Source organism: Pedobacter sp. UYP1 (assembly GCF_040547305.1).
Classification (GTDB): Bacteria; Bacteroidota; Bacteroidia; order Sphingobacteriales; family Sphingobacteriaceae; genus Pedobacter.
Genome location: NZ_JBEPPL010000019.1, coordinates 72,151 through 91,056, shown reverse-complemented (window position 1 = coordinate 91,056; position 18,906 = coordinate 72,151). Strand labels below are relative to the sequence as shown.

The following is an 18,906-nucleotide window of genomic DNA, read 5'->3' as shown; positions in this document are numbered from 1 at the left end:
TTTGCTCGGCTTGACTCAAAATGAAAATTCTTGTTTGATTTAAAAATGCAAAAGAAAGAATTTATTTTATTCCCCCCAAATTTTCCGCTTGATCCATTAAAAGTAGCACGTCATAGGAATATCTTTAATGCAAAAAGCCCCAATTTGCATTGAGGCTTTCGTGATCCCGCTGGGATTCGAACCCAGGACCACTACATTAAAAGTGTAATGCTCTACCAGCTGAGCTACGGAATCATCATTCTTTTCAGGACAATACTCTAAGCGTTTCCGTTTAAAGTGATGCAAATATAGGAGTAGGATACGTATAGTGCAAATAAATATTGCCCTTATCTTATAGTAGCCTGATTCTAAGCCTGATTAATTGTATTTGATGTTAAAAAACTGTTAAATTAACCTGATAAAGGAGGTTTTAATAGTCATAAACCTCCTTTACGAACCTCTATTTTATTATATCTTCAGCTTCGTTTTTCTTTTTCGAGATGTTATACAATACAAATCCCATGAAAAGGAAGATCAATACACCCAGTAACTCATAACCACCAGCACCAAACCAGCGGGTAAATAACGGCTGAACATCTACTTTACTCAAATTACTCCGTACAGAAGGGATAACCATCAGAATTGCGACGACAACCCCCGCCAATGCACCACCAGCAACCAGTCCTGTTGCAAAAAGATTTCCAGGGCCTAATTCTTCTTCCTCCGGAGTTTTTACTTTTTTGCGTTCTTTCCAGTCTACAATTCCTTTGATTGCACCACCTACAAAAATTGGAAGGGTAGTAGATAAAGGTAAATAAGCTCCTACAGCAAATGATAAGGAATTGATACCACATAACTCGATAGTAATTGCGATAAATACACCAACCAGCACATATTGCCAATCCAGGTTAAAAGAAAGCATACCCTTAATCAGCGTTGCCATCAAAGTAGCCTGTGGAGCAGAATATAATTCAGTACCAATAGCATGTTTAATACCTTGTGCAAGCATTTCTGGAGTAGGGGTGTCCAGAATACGAACAGTCAGTCCAATTACAATAGAAGATACGATTACACCTATAAATAAAGCGATCTGCTGATATCTTGGTGTTGCACCAATGATGTAACCCGTTTTCAGATCCTGAGAGGTTGCACCCGCGTTAGCTGCTGCAATACAAATCATACCACCCACAACTAATGCCATAGGCTCATAAACCTTACCAGTCCATCCAACTGCGATGAAAACAAGACAGGTTCCCATGATAGTTGCGATAGTCATACCCGAAATAGGGTTGTTACTTGACCCGATTAAACCAACAATACGACTGGACACCGTCACGAAGAATGCACCAAACATTACGACAAGTACACCAATCAATAAATTGCTTAAAATCCCGTTACTTGGAATTTGTGGTAATACAGCAACAAGAATAATCAAGGCTAAACTTCCTACACCAACAACTTTCAGAGAAAGATCGCGGTCTGTTCTTTTAGTTTCTGCTACTGTTTTTCCTTCCTTAATAGAACCAAGACTGTCTTTGAAGGAAGATATAATGGTAGGGATTGTTTTTAATAAAGTGATAAATCCTCCGGCAGCTACTGCGCCAGCACCGATTTGTTTCACATAAGCCTGATAAATTGCTAATGGATAATCTGAAAATGTCTGTGTGGCAGGATTCCAGCCTACAGAACCACCTGCTTTGGTAATATCAGCAAGTAATCCAAGCTTTACCAATTGATGTGCTGCTAATGCAGGATCAATTAATGTCGCTAGTAAAGGAATAAGTCCAAGCCAGGCAAGAACACCACCAGCTACCAGTACTCCGGCAATTTTTGGCCCGATAATATAACCAACACCCATATACTCTGGTGTGATCTCTCCGCTAACCTGTGCAGAAGGGAGAAATTTGTTAGCTTGTGTAGTTACCCAGGTCGGCGCTTCAGAAATCACATGGAAAACTTTCTGCAGCATGGCATAAATCATGGCAAAACCTAAGCCCCAAAAAGCTGTACGTGCAAATGTTCCGCCTCTTTCTCCGGCTTTCAGTACTGATGCACAGGCTGTTCCTTCAGGATAAGGCAGTGTGTCGTGTTCTTTAACGATTAATGATCTTCTTAATGGAATCATCATCATTGTTCCTAAAACTCCCCCAAGAATGGCGAGAATCAGAATCGTCATATAGTTGAAAAATGCCTCTCCTGAACTTTGTCCGCCAATATCTGTACTTAGGAACAGGAATCCCGGAAGAGTAAATACCACACCGGCAGCTATGGATTCACCAGCGGATCCTGTAGTCTGAATAATGTTATTTTCCAGTATTGTTGTTTTAAAAAACTTCTTGCCCAGTGTGATAGCCAGTACGGCTATAGGTATTGAGGCTGAAACGGTTAATCCTGCTTTTAAAGCGAGATAAACTGTGGCGGCACCAAATATGATCCCGGCAATACATCCCAGTAAAATGGACTTGATTGTAAATTCTGCTACATTACTTTCTGCAGGTATGAAAGGCTTAAATTCTTCTTTAATCATTATAAAAAAATATGGTTTAAAGATATCTTTTTTTGTCCACCTGACAAGCCTAAATAGTAATAAACCATGTATTTTAGTGTTTTAATGAGTGTATTTAGAACACAATGATGCATAGATGAGCGAGAATAAAACCCATGAAATACTATGTATCCACTGTAAAAAAGTCAAAATAATTAACCAGTAGTTCAATAGAAAGTGATAAGTTGCGTGTCCAAAAAGCATCAGTTATTTAAATATTGACAATGAATCACCGCAAAATCCTTCTATTATCTTTTTTAATCTTCAGTACCTTCTTGATTACTAATGCACAAAGCAAAGTCGTGTTTAAAGAAACATTCGGAAAAAACAAGCTTCAGAAAAATTGGCTGACCGTAAATGGAGACTGGGAAGTTAAAGATCATATGATCCATGGAAGCAGAGATGTTAACTGGGCTATTTTGCTTTGTAACAAATCAGTTCCAGACAACTATATCCTGACTTTTTCATCCTTAGTAGAGCCAGAATCTAATTTGTTTGAAGTAATTCTCAACCTGAATGGCCCTAAATTCCTCGGAATTCTGCTCAACCAGTTAGAAGACCGGGTTGCTATTGAAGACCGTTCTTTAATGCTTAATCTCGATCAGAGAGGTAGCTTAATCCAAAGTACCGGGCATATTGGTATAATGCCTAAAGTAGACAGGCCTAAACAATATACCTGGCAGAACTGGAAAATTCAAAGAGCCGGCAATCAATTTTTTATCTGGATAAATGACGAACAGGTAATTTCTTTTACAGATACCAAAAACTTTGTGAAGCCTGATGGGCAGTTTGGTTTTGCAGTGAGTGGAAAGGCTTTTATTAAAGAAGTACAGCTCTTGAGCATAAAAGGAGAAGATGCGCTGCCGCCACAAAATTTTAAAGGTAAACCACCAGTGAAAAAAGTTCCATTTCACTTTGAATAATCAGATCAGACAGTTAAATAACTCTATATGTACGTGTTAAAAATATCAATATTTTTTGTCTTGTTTTTTAGTAGCCTGAGTTCCCATTCGCAGGTAAAATCAGTATACAATTGGAAGGGGGGCGAACTTCCTTTATATGAAAAACCGGATACCGGGAGCCGTGTGCTGCTCAAAATTCCTAAAGGAGCTGGATTACAGCAAAATGTTAGTCAGGCAGTATTGCCAGTGTTCAATGTCATATTAAGCTACTATGGCATTACGGAATTACCGGGAAAAGAAGAACTGACCAGTAACGGAGGTACTTGGTATAGTATGCCTGGAACCTGGACTAAAGTAAAGTATCAGGATAAAACCGGTTACGTGCCGCAGTTGTTCTTATCTTGTTTACCCGATTTGCAGGTAGCTAAAAACAGTAAGGATGATTTTGAAGAATTAACAACTGGTTATCTGACCAGGTTCTTTGGTACTCCAGTTTCCAGGAGTAAAAAGGAGTTGCCAAAAGGAAGCAAAGACGAGATTAATTATCAAAAGACTTACCGGTTTAAGAATGGTAACTACCAGGTTTCAGCGTATCAGTATTTTGAGAAAGATGGGCCGGGAGGTGAAACACATACGCTCTTTTTAAAAGGTTTAAAGAAGCATGAAGCTATATTATTATTGTTAAAGCTGACTTCATATAATGATTCAATAGATCTTGACTTTCATGATGTTAAGAAACGGGTAGTGACCAATAGCTTATATGATAAATTCTGCTGGTGGTATAATAAAGATCTGGATAAGCGTACGATGAAAGAGCGGAACATTGATATGGAATTCTTTTTTTATCAGGAGGGTGGTTCAGCAAGTATAACGCTGAAAGAAACAAAAGAGGGAGTCATTATTACCCATAGTTTCGGAGGCTGTTAAGTTCAAAAATAATCAATTAAAATTATTATAATTACTCCTGATGAATAAGTATTTAGCGTTTTCAATGATTGCTTTTATATTGACTGGATGCTCAGCTGAGCAAACTGACAAGTTACTATTGGAAAAAGACCGTCTTGGATTAGTGAAAAGCCTGACATCGGATAAAATCATATTCTGGAAATTCGCCAAGCTCGGTGTACGTGCATCCGCTGTAAAAGATACAACGATGCCTGAATATCGCGAACACGCTAAAGAGTTACGGGCGGTATCGGGGATTATTGATAAAATGGGTACCGGGAAAAACAATCTTTCCCTGGTCGATGCGGCGCTATTGTATCGGGATTATAGTAAAATCAAGAGTTTTGTGATCAAGACGGATGAAGATATTTTTCCTCCATTGTTAGATGGGATACAACCAAAGACAGCACCCCTTCATCGTTCTGAAGCTGATAAAATTGTATTACAAAACGGTGAACATGCTATTTTGAGTATGCTGGCGTTGGCAGCGAAAGATTTAGGGATGGAAATCTCTCTTTATGAATGCAGTAAGACACAGCCCGATAAACTTCCTGATAGTGAAATAAAGACGCTGCTTCGATTTGTAAGGGGCTTATTATTTTTCACCAACAAGTTTTATTATTTATCGGAGGATGAAATTGGTAATAATATCAAATGGCTTGACAAGCAACAAAAAGTTGATCTGCCTTATACTCGGGCATTTTTCAAGTGGGGTAGGCTTAACAATGAGCAGACACACATTGCTTTTCATGGTTTAAATCATGTTTTCAGAGGTCTGGACCGTTTAATGATGAAGCGTGATATTGATGAAACAAGGGCCTTGGATGACTTTGAGGTTTTCCTGGCCGATGCGCATCAATTAGGCATTCAAAATGAGACGGTATGGAGTATTGAGAGTTTTGTATATATCAAAAGAGGTAAAAATGAACAGGCCATAGCCTCTCTGAATAAGTTAAAGACAAGCCCTTTATTGAGTGATAGCGAGCGTGAATCTATACAGCAATCTATTGAATATCTGAATGAAAGGGAGCCTGATGCAAAACTTAATAGTGTTTATGACAAATTCTTTATTGGTAAAATAGCGACCCGGCAAATGCTGGTTGTTTTGGCTAAAATTGACTGGAGAACATTCCTTAAAGAACATAACATCGTGCAAACTGATAAAATGTTTGAGACTATAGACCGTTTTGAGGTAGTGAATGCCGAGTTTCAAAAGATGAGTGATCCTAAATCCATTATCCAAAAAGGCAATGAGCTGAAAGATAAAAGCAAGAAGTTGCTGAATAATATCCCTGACTTATTTTAGTAAATAGTTGTTTTTGAGCTTTAAATGGGCATTGAAGGAATTATTTAACATCATATCTTGTAAGTAAACGTTTATTTACTTATGTTTGTCTTATGATTTATCCTTTTATACAGAAAGGAAATCTTTAATTATGAGACCAAAAAATTTAGAAAAAGAGGAAGCGATCCGTACAATAGCGCTGCAGATAATTGCAGAGGAAGGGCTGGAGAATCTAAGCATGCAGAAATTGGCGAAAGCCGCTAATGTTTCTCCGCGCACCATTTATATCAAATACGAGAATAAGGAAGATTTGCTGATTACACTTTTTATTGAAGATGTATTAGGAGGTTATGAGAAAGCAGTATTAGAAAATTTTAATCCTGAGGTGGATTTTAATCAGGGGGTTAAAAAGATCTGGCTAAACGCTTTTCATTATCTGAAAGAGAACAGAAACTCATTTGCTTTACTTCAGTATGGTAAGTCATCGCCTTTGCTGAATAAAGCGTTCCAAAAAGCAAATATTAAACAAGGCCATTTTTTTGCACCTATACACGATTTTTTGCAATTGAATGTTGCTAAAAATATCATCAGAGATTTCCCGCATGACGTACACCGTGCTATGCTATTCTCCCCGCTTTTAGATCTGGTTAATGAATATTTTGATTACAAAGAGCGGCCGGAACAAATTATTACAGAGCAGATAATTCTGGAATGTTGTGAGGCTGTGACTAAAGGAATGCTTAAATAAATAGATTATGAATACGATTGAAAACAAAAAAATTGCAATAGTTGGAGCTGGCCCGGGTGGATTAACATTGGCCAGAATCTTACAAAATACAGGTGCAGAGGTCAAAGTTTATGAAAGGGATGCTAATAGTGAGACAAGGCCTAAGGGTGCTACTTTAGATCTGCATTATGAATCTGGTTTAAAGGCTATTAATGCAGCTGGATTGATGGAAGAGTTTAATGCTAATTATCGTCCGGGTGCAGATAAATTACGTATAGTGGATCAAAATGCCAATATTATATTTGACGATCAGGGAAATAGAGAAGCAGCCGAAGCACCAGAAACATTCCGTCCTGAAATTGACCGTGGACCTTTACAACAAATTTTACTGGACTCCTTAGTCCCGGAAACCGTAGTATGGGGCAGTCATTTTATTTCGCTTTCTCCACAGGGTGAGGGTTGGAACCTGGAATTTCAAAATGGCAATGCTGTCTATGCAGATCTGGTGATTGCTGCGGATGGTGCAAATTCGAAGATCCGTCCTTATTTGACGCCTATCAAATCCATGTATTCGGGAGTTACGATTGTTGAAGGAGCAGTGTATCACAGTGAAATTGCATGCCCTGAAGTACATGCACTGCTAAATGGCGGAAAGATATTTGTCATGGGAAACGAAAGAACTCTGATTGTAAGCTCTAAAGGAGACGGTAGCCTGGTTTTTTATACGGGTATGAATGCAAAGGAGGGATGGAGCCAGGAATGCGGAATTGATTTTTCTGATAAAGCTCAGGTAATAGATTGGTTTAAAAAAGAATATGAAGGTTGGGATAAAGTATGGCTTGAGTTATTTGAAAACGCAAGTTCAGGATTTATACCTCGTCCGCAGTATTATATGCCGCTGGATCAGAACTGGGAAACTTTACCTAATTTGACTATGCTGGGAGATGCTGCACATTTGATGCCTCCTTATGCAGGTGAAGGCGTAAATATGGCGATGCTTGATGCGTTGGAGTTGAGTAATTGTCTGACTAAAGGTGATTTTACCGATACCAGATCTGCAATTGCTGGCTATGAAGAAAACATGCGTTTAAGAGCTGTGGAAGTCACTGAAGCAACACTTGAATCAACGGCTGCATTACATTCTCCGAATGCGATTTCTTATTTGATTAATATTATTAGCTAAAGAAAAACTGATTTTAATTTCTGAATTAATTTCCTATATTAGAAATCTCTAGAGCAGAGTGCTCATAGTCAGAATGTTTAGCTAAGTTTTATTGATAGCATGTATAATTTACCAGGACTAGGAATACTGAAAAGTAAACATAGTCCTCCTAAGATTTTTGTATTTTTTGCTGTCGGTATTTTTCTTTTTTTATCGGGGCTTGCCTGGCTGATCTATGTGAAAACTATTATTCCGGCAGAAAAGCAAAATCATCTCAGTTTTTCGAGTGTTAATTACAATACAAACCTTTCGGGAGAAATTGATTGGCCTTATTGGGTGATTATTTTTATTATGATGATTGCGGTAGCTATATTGCTGACAGCTGTAAGTTTTACACTCGGAAAGTCTTATTATATTTATGAAAGGGGCATCGTAACAGAAAATAGCGGGCAGTTCAAAACAATACTTTTTGAAGATATAGATGACCTTGGGTTATTTAGTTCGGGAAATAGCTTTAATCCCAACAATATAGCATTCCGCAATAGAAAGGAAGGCCAATGGGAAATTATAACTGCCAGGAACAGGCATATATTTAAAGCAATAGATTTGATTTCAAGCTATCACAAAGTACTGTATACTGCTAAAGTATTTAAAGAACTTGAAGTAGGTAAATGTACTATTTTTAATTACATAAGCTATCCATCTTTAAATGACATTACAGCAAATGGAGAGCCTTTTACAAGGTCAGGAAACTCTTTTTTAAATTTAACTCCAAAAGAGATCAGGGTCTATCGGCATTACCTGATTATTGATGAGTTAAAACTTCGTATTGTAGACATCAGCCGTTTTATTACAGACGATGACAGTATCAGTCTGTACAACAAGGATAATAAGATTGCTTTTACTACTTCTCTAATGGGGTTTTTTAGCAGCGAAAGTTTTATTACTGTGTTGCACAGACTAATCAGAATGTCAAGAGAACTATAGTTCTGCTTTGTCGTTATTTTCCCTATGCTGTTTTCTGAGTTTGCTATTCTTTTTTCCGTAAAGGAAGTAAAAAACAATTCCTGCTGCCATCCAGATAAATAAACGTTCCCAGCTTTCAATAGGTAAGCCAGCCATTAAGCAGACGCAAACTAAAATACCCAGAATTGGAATAAGCGGGACAAAAGGTACTTTGAATGATCTTGGGATTTCTGGGTTTGTACGTCTTAAAATAATTACACCCAATGCTACCAGTGAAAAAGCAAATAGCGTTCCGATACTCACCATGTGGCCCAAATCTGAAATTGGAACAAGGCCAGCTAAAAGTCCCACGAATACCAGGAAGAACAGATTACTTTTCCAGGGTGTTTTAAAACGGGGATGAATATTACTGAAGAATCCTGGTAACAGTCCGTCCTTTGACATGCTGTAAAAGACGCGTGATTGCCCTAATAACATGACTAAAATTACTGAAGTATAACCTGCCAGAATAGCGATAATCAGCGCGCTGTTTAGAAAATGATAGCCTGTTACCGCAAAAGCTGTAGCTGCAGGGCTTGCATCACCTTTAAATACTGTATAAGGAGCAAGGCCAGTCATTACATAAGAGAAAGCGACATAAAGTACGGTTGCCACCAATAGGGAACCAATAATACCAATAGGCATATCTTTTTGCGGGTTTTTAGCTTCTTGAGCAGCTGTGGATACGGCATCAAAACCGATAAATCCAAAAAATACAACAGCCGCCCCTCTGACAATTCCAGACCAGCCGAAATGCCCAAATTCTCCTGTGTTTTCAGGAATAAACGGACTATAGTTAGCGGTGTTGATGAAAGACCAGCCAAGAGCGATGAAAAGCAGGATCACGCCGATTTTTAAAATCACCAGTAAATTATTGATGGTCGCAGATTCTTGGGTCCCTCTAACTAAAACAAGGGAGAGCACAACAACGATAAAAACAGCTGGAAGATTGATAATCCCTCCCTGTAAAAGCGTCCCGTCGGCTAATTTGACTGGATCGAATGGTGAACTGGTTAACTCAGGCGGCAAATGAATTTGTAATTGTGCTAATAGTTTGACAGCATAACTGGACCAGCTTACTGCAACTGTAGCGGAGGCCAATGCATATTCCAGCACTAGATCCCACCCGATAATCCAGGCCATGAATTCGCCTAGTGTAGCATAGGTATAAGTATAAGCAGAGCCCGCTACGGGTATCATAGAGGCATATTCTGCATAGCAAAGTGCACAAAATGCACAGGCTACACCGGCCAGGATGAATGACAGGATTACTGCCGGGCCTGCATTTTCAGAAGCCACTATTCCGGTGAGTGAAAAGATACCAGCTCCAACGATTGCTCCTATACCCAACGCGATCAGGTTATAGGGACCTAATGTTCTGGTAAGCCCATTCTCGCCATTATTATTTTGTTCTTCTATGAGCAGTTTTATTGGTTTCTTGAAAAGCATATGTAATTTTTGATGGATTGACGCTAATAGGTTATCATTGGATCAGGATTGAAGCTAGTTGGTAGTTATTGGCTTTCTGGCTGCAAATGTATAAATAATATATTTAAACTACTAAAATGATAGTCTTTATTCTGGCGTTAAAATTGAGTGAGAAAGCAGGAGCAGGGGGCTGATTATTTCAGGCCTGTTGTGAATCTGGTTAAGGCTACAAAGCTATGATGGAAAATCAAAAGAGAAAACTCAAAAGAACGGCATCGCTCGTTAAAATATTGGCGAAGTACGGGTTTGAGGAACTATTAAATAATACAAGCGGTGAGGCTAGTTTGAATAATTCATCGCTGAGTGTTTATGAGCGCATCAGGATGGCTTTGGAAGAGTTGGGGCCAACCTATGTGAAATTTGGACAGGCTTTTAGCAGCAGAGAGGATTTGTTGCCTAAGGAAATGATTGTAGAATTACAGAAGCTACAGGATAAAGTGGAATCCAAACCTATGGATGTGAGGGAATTGCTCAAAACTGGTCTGGGCATCGATCCCGACGAGTTTTTTACCTCTATTGCGGAAGAGCCTTTTGCTTCTGCTTCTATATCACAGGTTTATAAGGCAGAATTAAAAAACGGTCAGCCTGTAATCCTGAAAATTAAACGTCCGGGGATACGGGAAATTGTCGCCTCAGACATGTTGATTATGAAAGATATTGCTGGGTTCTTAACCAGTTATAGTGATGCGTTCCGCAGGATAAATCTGGTTGAGGTATTGGAGGCATTTGAGAAGTCTATTTTTCAGGAGCTCTCTTTTCTGAATGAACTAGCTAACATTGAACGCTTTTCCAGAAACTTTAAAGGTAATGAGGCGATTTACCTGGCGAGCGCTTATCCTGAACTATCTAATGATAGTATCTTGTGCATGGAGTTTATAGCGGGAGCTAAAATAACAGATAAAGAAGCTATCGTTTCAATGGGATTGAGTCCTGAGAAAATTACGCATACTGGTCTTGATCTTTATTTAATACAGGTATTAGAACATGGGTTTTTTCATGCAGATCCGCATCCTGGAAATTTGCTGGTGCTGCAAAGTGGCCAGATTGCCTTTATAGATTTTGGTTCTATGGGCAGTATGATGCCTACAGAAAAGGTGATGCTGGAAGATTTTGTCTCTTATTTTATGGCAGAGGATGCCAGAAGATTAATCGCCACCATGAAAAAAATGGCGATACGTTTCAATGTAGCAGATGAAAGTAAATTGGAAAGAGATATCCATGAGTTTTTCAACTTGCTGGATGGGGTTTCTCTGGAACAAATGGATATCAAGGAAGTGCTGACTAAGTTTTCTGCGATTCTGAATAACAATGAAATACTGATGCCCGATCATCTTTACCTGTTGGTTCGTGGGATTGTATTAATTGAAGGAATTGGCAGAGCGCTCGTTCCGGATTTGAATATTCTGGATGGCTTACGCCCTTATATATTAAAGATTGCATTGAGGAGGCTTAGTCCTGAGGAATTGAAGAAGAGCGGTTTAAAACTTTTAAGGACGCTTACTGAGGCCTTGAAAACCATGCCCGACGATGTACAGTCAATTATTAGCAAACTGAATAACGGAGATTTAAAGGTTGTACAGGAAGTGAAGGATTTGCCTGCGCTTAAAACAATGGTAGAACGTAGTCTGTCCAACCTTAGTTTGAGTGTCTTCCTATCGGGGTTATTGATCACTTCTGCTATCCTGATCCTGGCAGATAAACCTCCTAAATTTAATGGGATACCGATTTTAGCTTTATCAGGATTGGTGATCAGTCTTCTTGTTGGAATAGTGATCCTGGTGCAGGCAATTTTTAAAAAGAAATAAAATGCTTCTGAGCGACAGTCCATTTTTCAAAAATGAACTGTCGCCGGGTAAATTATTCGTTAATGAACTGTGAATGAGCTTTTTGTTTATCGATGAACTACAGGTGGGTACGTTCTCCAGCAATGAAACTAGTGGTAGAAAATTTCGAAGTCTTTTTCAGCATAATGCCCAGGTAGTTTCCTATGAGTGATCAGATGAGCTGCTACCCCTCCAATTGCATCAGAACACATGGCTGAATAACCATTACAGCCACTAGCCACATACAACCCAGACTGATTAGTTTCCCCGATATAGGGTCTGCCATGTACGGAACGATTAATAATACAGCGTTTAGTCAGGTATTCAACAGGTTCAATATTTGGTAATATCTTTAATAATGCTTGTTTTAATCTATTGATAAACTGGTCACTGTTTCCTTTCCTAAACCAATCCTGTACCTGGCTAATGTGATCAAAGTAAATGTCTTCGGGCATGTTACAGCCCATTTTTATATAATAATGGCCGTCGGGATATTGAACTGGCTGAATCAGATATATCCCTTCAGTGATGGTGTTATCAATTTCATAGAGTAAAGAAGGAAGTTTTGCCAATTCTGATGCTTGTCCGGGTGTTAGTCTGGCTAACAGGATAATTTCATTTTTCACTTGTAAATCTAGCTTCTGAGCAATCAGGTTATGGAAATTTACAAATGATCCGGCCGCCAGCAGTATTTTAGGCGCCTGATAGGAATGACCTTCTTCTGAGGTCACTATATATCCACGTTTATGGTAGGTGATATCTAAAACGGTCTCCTTTAAATTTGTTCCATTATGCTGCTCAAATATTGATAATTGTGCTTTTAGCAATAACCTGGGATTAATGAGACCTGAAGGTGAGGGTTCTAGCAGACCTTGTGAACTTTCAGGAAATCTGTAATCGCTAAAATCTGCAGTAAGCGCTGCACCATTAGCATAGGCTGTATAATCGAGGTTGAATTGGCTGGCCAGATAAGCTGCTTTATTTAAATATTCATCTCTCCCTGCTGGATTTACGTATAAACAGCCGATAGGATTGTGAAAATGTATGTCGCTTTGTTCCTGTATGGTACGGTATTGTTTAACGGAATCCAGATTTAAGCGTGTCCATACTTTATCTTTTCCGATGATGCGCTGTACACGAGCCTGATCATAATGACTCGCAAACACTGTAGATTTATCATAATCAGAAGGCTCATCGGGCCCTATGACGGCAATTCTTTTCTTTGTGATCGACAGGTATTTAGAGGCTGCAGATCCAACTAATCCTTTACCAATAACAATAATATCGAAGTCTTTCATGCTGTTTGATTTTTATTGCCATCGGTTTGAACAAATAGCTATGGAATATAGGAATTTAGAAACTACAAAAGAAAAATTATCAGCCAGGTAAAAACAATATAATCTAACCTGGTGTTATGTTTAGCGATGAAAAATTCAGAGATGTTTTTTTATTAAACAATTTGCTATGAATATAATATCGGGTGCATCAGGACAGGTTGGGTCGGCTATTGTGGCTCATTTGATTCAAAAGGGTTTACCGGTTAAGGGATTGGTCAGAGATGAAAAGAAAGCGGTGAAAATTAGAGAAACAGGGGCGGTTGCTGCAATTGGTGATGTGCATGATGAATCTTTTTTAACTCAGTCTTTTCAGGATGGAGAAACGGTTTTTATCTTGACTCCTGAAAATGGGGAGATTGAAGATGTTTTGGGCGATACTAAAGCTATACTCAGGAGTTTTAGAAAAGCGATTATAAATTCGCCCGTTCAAAAGCTTGTTGGTCTATCATCTATGGGAGCTCAGATTGAACACCATAGTGGAAATCTAAAAATGTCTTATCTGCTGGAACATGAGTTCCTGGATCTTCCTGTCAAACAAATTTTTGTACGTCCGGCTTATTATTATAGCAATTGGTTATTGTATCTGGAACAAGCTGATCGTACGGGTGTTTTACCCACGTTTTACCCGGTTGATTTGTCTATACCCATGGTGTCACCTGGTGATGTCGCTGAATTTCTGGCAGAAGTTATCGCAAATGATTCTGATGAGCATCAGATATATGAGCTCGAAGGCCCTGCCTGGTTAAGTTCTGCAGAAGTAGCAGTTGTTTTTTCAGAGGCACTTGGGAAAGAAATTAAGGCTGCTCAAATACCCCGTGAAGATTGGGCAAAGACAATGGATGGTCTGAAATTCTCAAAAGATGCCGTAAAGAATTTTATAGAAATGACAGAGACTGTAGTGGCTGGGAAATCTAAACCTGAAGGAAAGGGGGCGATGGCAGTGAAGGGGAAAACGACGCTCACAGAGTTCATAGCAGGGGCTTTATAATTTATACTTTCGTTTGTTAAAGTAAGCTTATCTTTGACAGATTATCCAAACCTACCTTTTTTGATGATTCCTTCTAATGAACAGCTTTTTCAGTCTGTATTTAATTATGCCACTCTTCCAATGTTTGTGGTAAATACGGATTTTGTAATAATCGCGCATAACAAACAGCATAAAATAATCAGTAATACACTTGATCAGGATATTATAGGTGTTAATGTAGGTGCAGCTTTTGAATCTTTAACGGCAGCTGAAGCATTGACTCTACTCGTTGATAATTTGATGTTATCAAAGAATAATAAAGAGGTTACGCAATTGCCTTCTTTTCAATTTATATCTCTTGCACCTGTAAATGACGAAACTGAGAATATCTGGCGGATAGAAATTGTTCCAGTCTTAAATAATACACAGGAGGTAGATTATTTATTAACGATCTGGCATGCCGTTCCACTGACTACAGAAATTATTCCCGTTACTCAAAGCCAGCTAGTAGAGGAACTTGCGGTAACAAGCGAACAAATTGAAGCTGGTACTGAACAGCTTGAAGAAGCTGTTGAGGAGTTAGAGATGATTAGCGATGAATTAACGCAGACACAGGAAGAGCTGAATAAGCTGAGTCAGGAACTGGAAGAAAAGGAAAACCTGGATGCCGGCGAGCATTCAGATAAAAAACAGGAAGTGGAGAGTCAGCGGGACCGGCTTAAAAGGTTCTTAATGCAAGCCCCGGCGGGGATATGTATACTTGATGGGCCTGAATTCGTTTTCGAACTGATTAATCCTTCTTTTCAGGAGTTATTTCCTAACCGCAATCTTCTGGGGAAAACTTTTGTAGCTGCTTTACCAGAAATTAAAGGGCAGCTGATGTGGGAAATTTTGCAGGAAGTTTATGCTACCGGAGAAACTTTCCAGGGAAGTGAAATGCTTATTCCCCTTGCAAATGAGGAGACTGGAAATGCTGAGGAACGTTATTTCAATTTTATTTACCAGGCACGTTTTGATTCGACCGGGAAAATAGATGGTATATTATTATTTGTATATGAGGTGACGGATATGGTTTTAGTGCGGCTTGAAGTAGAAGAAAATGAGCAGAGGTTCCGTTTATTATTAAATGGGATCCCACAAATTGCCTGGACGAATACTGTAGAGGGTGAAATCAATTTCTATAACGAACAGTGGTATAGTTATACTGGAATGGGGCCCGATGAAGATCAAAGCATGGCTTTAAGGCAGATGATGCACCCTGAGGATCTTAAAAATCATAATGAAAAGTTTAAAGCGATTCTGGCCAGCGAAGATAGCGGACATTATGAAACGCGTTTAAAGGATGAAAATGGGGGATACAAATGGTACCTGATCCGGATGCAGCCTATTAAAGATGATGAAGGTGATATTTTGCTCTGGATAGGAACAGCTACTGATATTAATGACCTTAAAATCTTACAGCAGCAAAAAGATGACTTTATCAGCATTGCGAGTCATGAATTGAAAACTCCTGTAGCTTCTTTGAAGGCTTCTATGCAGTTATTGGACCGGATGAAACATAATTCTTCTGAAAAGATGCAGAGTCTGATCGGTTTGGCAGGTAAAAGTGTAGATAAAGTGAGTGGCTTGATAGATACTTTGTTAGATTCAAATCAGCTGGCTGAAGGGGGGATCCCGCTTCATAAAACCTTATTTAATTTATCTGAACTGATCGAAAGCTGTGCCGTACAGGTATTCAGGGATGATCAAAGTCAGCTCGTGATTACCGGAGATAAAGATCTTTCAGTGAATGCAGATCCGGAAAGGATAGAGCAGGTGATCATTAATATGTTAACGAATGCGGTTAAATATGCTCCGGGTTCAAAAGAGATTACTATAAATATTGAAAAGATAACTAATACGGTTAAGGTGTCAGTTACCGATAAAGGGCCCGGTATTCCTGCTGAAAAGACTCCTTATTTGTTTGATCGTTATTATCGGGTAGAAGATTCCAGACAACCCGGTTTAGGATTAGGCCTCTATATTTGCGCGGAGATTATCGCTAAACATGAAGGGAAAATAGGCGCAGATAGTGAAGTAGGTGTGGGTAGCACTTTTTGGTTTATCCTGCCTCTTTAGTTATCAAATTCTGGCTAAGATATAAAAATAATTTACCCGGTAATTATTCAAGGAGAAAAATTAGTTCTTAAATATCAAAAATATCTTTCAAAACAGGGCCAAAACTTCTGCTGGAATTGAGCTTGGTATTCTCGGCATCGTTCATGATAAAAAAGAAGGCGCCATTAAAACCTCTTTTTATTTCTTTGATTAAATCAGAATTGATAATTGTACTTCTGTTAATCCTGACAAAGTGATCGGGTAGTTTTTCAGCGAGTGCTGTGATTGTAAAATCTGTGAGACTTCTTTTTCCATCTATAGTATTTAAAAAGACATACTTTTCTTCTGCATCAATATAAACCAGATCCTGGATTTTGACTAACAGAATTCTATCGCCAATTTTAACAGTCAGCGTTTTAACCTCTTTTTTTATCTTCAACTGGCGCATCAATAAGTCCAGAGGTATAGTATAATCAGGTTCTTGCTGTTGTGTTTGCAATCTATTTACAGCTTTTGCCAATCTTTCGTCTTCAATGGGCTTTAACAAATAATCGACAGATTCTTCTTCAAAAGCCTTGACCGCATATTGGTCGTAAGCCGTTGTGAAGATTACTTTGGGTGGTTTGGCCAGACGGCTTAACATTTCAAAGCCATTCAGGACTGGCATTTCGATGTCAAGAAATACCAGTTCTGGATTAAGCTTTTCTATTTGTTGTAAACCTTCAGCTCCATTGGCTGCTTCTCCAACAATATGAATGCAATCATGGATAGCAAGAAGCCGTTTAAGCCTTTTTCTTGCCAATTCTTCATCGTCTATAATAATGGTAGTCCAGAGCTTACCCATGTGTAAAAGGAATGATAATTTTTATTTGTTTAATTGGTTGATTCAGGATTTGCACCTCGTAATCGTTGCCATAAAGCAGCTGTAATTTTTCATAAGTACTTTGCAAACCGTATCCGGTTTCAAGTTCTTCGGGAAATGGAATACCGTTATCGATCACAGCAATTGTAATTTTATCTGTTTTTTGTATTTCAACGCGTAAAAGGGCATGGTCAGCTACATTTTTCAGTCCATGCTTCAGCGCATTTTCTACCAGCGGCTGAATCAGAAACCGGGGGATTTTATCATTTGAAAGTTCTTCATCAACTGCAATTATAAAGTCAATCCGGTCACCGAATCTTACTCTTTCAATATCGAGATAAGTACTTACAATCTCCATTTCTTCCTGAACAGTAACCAGGCTTTCCTGATTTTGATTGATGCTATACCTGAATAATTTAGAAAGCTGAATAGTCATGCGCTCCGCCTTATCAGGATTTTCATGTATTAAACTGGCAATAGCATTCAAAGAGTTATATAGAAAGTGTGGATTGATTTTAGATTGAAGTGTAGCCAGCTCTGCCTCAGTTTTCATTTGATTCAGCTTCAGAAGATTTATGTTTTTCTCCCTTAGCTTCGCATTCATATTACTTTTTTGCGAAGTATAGACTTTAATAACCGTGCACACAATGACCACTATAACAATGCTGAACCGGGCATCTTCCAGGTGTAAGAAATGATATACCTCATGAAATAGCCATGCTTTAATGAGGTATATCATTTCTATAGCGATCAGCATCCCCAGGATACTGGACAGATAATATACAACCAGGAACAGCCATCCTTTTCCACTGCCCAGCCTCATGATTTTCTGAGAAACGAATATGGTATTGACGATGCAAAAGGCAATGACTGTGCTAAATAAAACCTGGTAAATAAGGCCTCTTGTGCCAATCCATTGCCCTTTGAATGCGCTGATCAGTAAGCAAAGTGCAATGCCTACCCCAATTCCAACGGGGATATTATAAAGGTTTAATCTCAGCCAGCTTATAGAGCTGAAATTATTCAGACTTTTTTCCTGGTGCTGATCCTGATCGCAGTTATCTGATATTCTCATCTTATTTACATTGTGCTAATAATGCTTTGGCAGATTCTGCTCCCCAGTTAGGGTCTATAGTATTTGCGGGCTTAAATATAGCAAATTTTGCTGCTGCTGATTCTAAAAGTGATTTAGCTTTTGCTTTTCCTCCACCGAAAGCTTCGGGCGTGTAAAAGATGTCCTGACCTCTGATCAAATCGATACGTGGGTTTTCGGGATTAAGTGCTGCTGCTTTTTCCAGTGATTCAGCAGATTCGCCCATCAGGTACATTCTTGTCCGGGGATCAACAGACATCTTCATAAATTGAAGCGCACCTTTTAAGGCATAAATTTCACTGTTATTAGCAGATAGGGCATCAGCTTTGTCAATTTCCTGCAGCGCTTTATCCCAATATTGATCTTTCAGTTCTTTATCTGCTGTCATGTATCCTGCATAAAGGTTACAATAGGCAGCATAATAAGAAGGAAGCCATTCTTTAGTTTCAACTGCAGCAATGCGTTCAAATTGGTTTTCGGCTTTGAGGTAATCTTCGGCTCCTTTAGCACTGGCAATTAGCTCTAAGCCACTTTTTGTAGCTTGTATAAATTTAGGACCGGCATTTTGTGCAAAGCTATTTAAGCTGATCAGGACAAAAAGTAAGGTGATTGATTTCATTAAAGTTTTCATGATGGTTTGTTTTTAATTAGGATTAAAATTTATAGGTGTTTAAAGTTTAGCTGTTTTA

The 18,906-nt window shown here is 38.7% G+C and carries 15 protein-coding genes and 1 tRNA gene; 9 read left to right on the top strand and 7 right to left on the bottom strand.

Features of this window, described 5'->3' with window-relative positions; translation table 11 throughout:
• Positions 1-161: 161 nt before the first annotated feature.
• Together ABIB30_RS25080 and ABIB30_RS25075 are read right to left on the bottom strand one after the other, a co-directional pair.
• Positions 162-234 (bottom strand) — tRNA-Lys (locus ABIB30_RS25080).
• Positions 235-439: 205 nt separating this feature from the next.
• A complete protein-coding gene (locus ABIB30_RS25075; RefSeq protein WP_354305760.1) occupies positions 440-2,506 on the bottom strand; it encodes an OPT family oligopeptide transporter in 2,067 nt (688 codons plus the stop codon).
• A 242-nt stretch (positions 2,507-2,748) separates the two neighbouring features.
• On the opposite strand from ABIB30_RS25075, the gene ABIB30_RS25070 reads away from it, so the two are divergent.
• The 6 genes from ABIB30_RS25070 to ABIB30_RS25045 all read left to right on the top strand — a co-directional run bounded on the left by ABIB30_RS25070 (position 2,749) and on the right by ABIB30_RS25045 (position 8,532).
• Positions 2,749-3,447 (top strand): hypothetical protein, encoded by a 699-nt coding sequence (locus ABIB30_RS25070; protein ID WP_354305759.1) that lies wholly within the window; start codon positions 2,749-2,751, stop codon positions 3,445-3,447.
• A gap of 27 nt (positions 3,448-3,474) precedes the next feature.
• On the top strand, positions 3,475-4,353 hold the full coding sequence (locus ABIB30_RS25065) for a hypothetical protein (protein ID WP_354305758.1): 879 nt from the start codon (positions 3,475-3,477) through the stop codon (positions 4,351-4,353).
• A gap of 40 nt (positions 4,354-4,393) precedes the next feature.
• On the top strand, positions 4,394-5,677 hold the full coding sequence (locus tag ABIB30_RS25060) for a hypothetical protein (RefSeq protein ID WP_354305757.1): 1,284 nt from the start codon (positions 4,394-4,396) through the stop codon (positions 5,675-5,677).
• Between the two features lie 130 nt (positions 5,678-5,807).
• Positions 5,808-6,404 (top strand): TetR/AcrR family transcriptional regulator, encoded by a 597-nt coding sequence (locus tag ABIB30_RS25055; RefSeq protein WP_354305756.1) that lies wholly within the window; start codon positions 5,808-5,810, stop codon positions 6,402-6,404.
• 7 nt (positions 6,405-6,411) lie between these two features.
• Positions 6,412-7,566 carry an FAD-dependent oxidoreductase gene (locus tag ABIB30_RS25050; RefSeq protein WP_354305755.1) on the top strand — a complete coding sequence of 385 codons (1,155 nt, stop codon included), beginning with the start codon at positions 6,412-6,414 and terminating at the stop codon, positions 7,564-7,566.
• A 99-nt stretch (positions 7,567-7,665) separates the two neighbouring features.
• Positions 7,666-8,532 (top strand): hypothetical protein, encoded by an 867-nt coding sequence (locus tag ABIB30_RS25045; RefSeq protein WP_354305753.1) that lies wholly within the window; start codon positions 7,666-7,668, stop codon positions 8,530-8,532.
• Here the strand turns inward: ABIB30_RS25045 and ABIB30_RS25040 are convergent.
• A complete protein-coding gene (locus tag ABIB30_RS25040) occupies positions 8,527-9,999 on the bottom strand; it encodes an amino acid permease (RefSeq protein ID WP_354305751.1) in 1,473 nt (490 codons plus the stop codon). The genes ABIB30_RS25045 and ABIB30_RS25040 overlap by 6 nt on opposite strands.
• Positions 10,000-10,214: 215 nt before the next feature.
• Here ABIB30_RS25040 and ABIB30_RS25035 point away from each other — a divergent pair, with 215 nt between their 5' ends.
• Positions 10,215-11,843 (top strand): ABC1 kinase family protein, encoded by a 1,629-nt coding sequence (locus ABIB30_RS25035; protein ID WP_354305750.1) that lies wholly within the window; start codon positions 10,215-10,217, stop codon positions 11,841-11,843.
• Positions 11,844-11,971: 128 nt separating this feature from the next.
• Here ABIB30_RS25035 and ABIB30_RS25030 read toward each other — a convergent pair whose 3' ends face one another.
• Entirely contained in the window at positions 11,972-13,159 is a 1,188-nt protein-coding gene (locus tag ABIB30_RS25030; protein WP_354305749.1) for an NAD(P)/FAD-dependent oxidoreductase, read from the bottom strand.
• Positions 13,160-13,325: 166 nt separating this feature from the next.
• Here ABIB30_RS25030 and ABIB30_RS25025 point away from each other — a divergent pair, with 166 nt between their 5' ends.
• Together ABIB30_RS25025 and ABIB30_RS25020 are read left to right on the top strand one after the other, a co-directional pair.
• Entirely contained in the window at positions 13,326-14,186 is an 861-nt protein-coding gene (locus tag ABIB30_RS25025; protein WP_354305748.1) for an NmrA family NAD(P)-binding protein, read from the top strand.
• A gap of 63 nt (positions 14,187-14,249) precedes the next feature.
• Entirely contained in the window at positions 14,250-16,283 is a 2,034-nt protein-coding gene (locus tag ABIB30_RS25020) for an ATP-binding protein (protein ID WP_354305747.1), read from the top strand.
• 67 nt (positions 16,284-16,350) lie between these two features.
• On the opposite strand, the gene ABIB30_RS25015 is transcribed toward ABIB30_RS25020, so the two are convergent.
• Genes ABIB30_RS25015 through ABIB30_RS25005 form a run of 3 tightly spaced genes read right to left on the bottom strand, consistent with a single transcriptional unit; the run spans position 16,351 to position 18,848 of the window.
• Complete coding sequence (locus ABIB30_RS25015; protein ID WP_354305746.1) at positions 16,351-17,106, bottom strand: LytR/AlgR family response regulator transcription factor; 756 nt, start codon at positions 17,104-17,106, stop codon at positions 16,351-16,353.
• Positions 17,099-18,199 (bottom strand): sensor histidine kinase, encoded by a 1,101-nt coding sequence (locus ABIB30_RS25010; protein ID WP_354305745.1) that lies wholly within the window; start codon positions 18,197-18,199, stop codon positions 17,099-17,101. The genes ABIB30_RS25015 and ABIB30_RS25010 overlap by 8 nt, the downstream gene beginning before the upstream one ends.
• 1 nt (position 18,200) lies before the next feature.
• Positions 18,201-18,848 (bottom strand): hypothetical protein, encoded by a 648-nt coding sequence (locus tag ABIB30_RS25005; RefSeq protein WP_354305744.1) that lies wholly within the window; start codon positions 18,846-18,848, stop codon positions 18,201-18,203.
• Positions 18,849-18,906 lie beyond the last annotated feature (58 nt).

Excerpts from the sequence above, each read along its gene's own strand:
- ABIB30_RS25075 (WP_354305760.1), bottom strand. The coding sequence starts at position 2,506 with ATGATTAAAGAAGAATTTAAGCCTTTCATACCTGCAGAAAGTAATGTA.
- ABIB30_RS25070 (WP_354305759.1), top strand. The coding sequence starts at position 2,749 with ATGAATCACCGCAAAATCCTTCTATTATCTTTTTTAATCTTCAGTACC.
- ABIB30_RS25065 (WP_354305758.1), top strand. The coding sequence starts at position 3,475 with ATGTACGTGTTAAAAATATCAATATTTTTTGTCTTGTTTTTTAGTAGC.
- ABIB30_RS25060 (WP_354305757.1), top strand. The coding sequence starts at position 4,394 with ATGAATAAGTATTTAGCGTTTTCAATGATTGCTTTTATATTGACTGGA.
- ABIB30_RS25055 (WP_354305756.1), top strand. The coding sequence starts at position 5,808 with ATGAGACCAAAAAATTTAGAAAAAGAGGAAGCGATCCGTACAATAGCG.
- ABIB30_RS25050 (WP_354305755.1), top strand. The coding sequence starts at position 6,412 with ATGAATACGATTGAAAACAAAAAAATTGCAATAGTTGGAGCTGGCCCG.
- ABIB30_RS25045 (WP_354305753.1), top strand. The coding sequence starts at position 7,666 with ATGTATAATTTACCAGGACTAGGAATACTGAAAAGTAAACATAGTCCT.
- ABIB30_RS25040 (WP_354305751.1), bottom strand. The coding sequence starts at position 9,999 with ATGCTTTTCAAGAAACCAATAAAACTGCTCATAGAAGAACAAAATAAT.
- ABIB30_RS25035 (WP_354305750.1), top strand. The coding sequence starts at position 10,215 with ATGATGGAAAATCAAAAGAGAAAACTCAAAAGAACGGCATCGCTCGTT.
- ABIB30_RS25030 (WP_354305749.1), bottom strand. The coding sequence starts at position 13,159 with ATGAAAGACTTCGATATTATTGTTATTGGTAAAGGATTAGTTGGATCT.
- ABIB30_RS25025 (WP_354305748.1), top strand. The coding sequence starts at position 13,326 with ATGAATATAATATCGGGTGCATCAGGACAGGTTGGGTCGGCTATTGTG.
- ABIB30_RS25020 (WP_354305747.1), top strand. The coding sequence starts at position 14,250 with ATGATTCCTTCTAATGAACAGCTTTTTCAGTCTGTATTTAATTATGCC.
- ABIB30_RS25015 (WP_354305746.1), bottom strand. The coding sequence starts at position 17,106 with ATGGGTAAGCTCTGGACTACCATTATTATAGACGATGAAGAATTGGCA.
- ABIB30_RS25010 (WP_354305745.1), bottom strand. The coding sequence starts at position 18,199 with ATGAGAATATCAGATAACTGCGATCAGGATCAGCACCAGGAAAAAAGT.
- ABIB30_RS25005 (WP_354305744.1), bottom strand. The coding sequence starts at position 18,848 with ATGAAAACTTTAATGAAATCAATCACCTTACTTTTTGTCCTGATCAGC.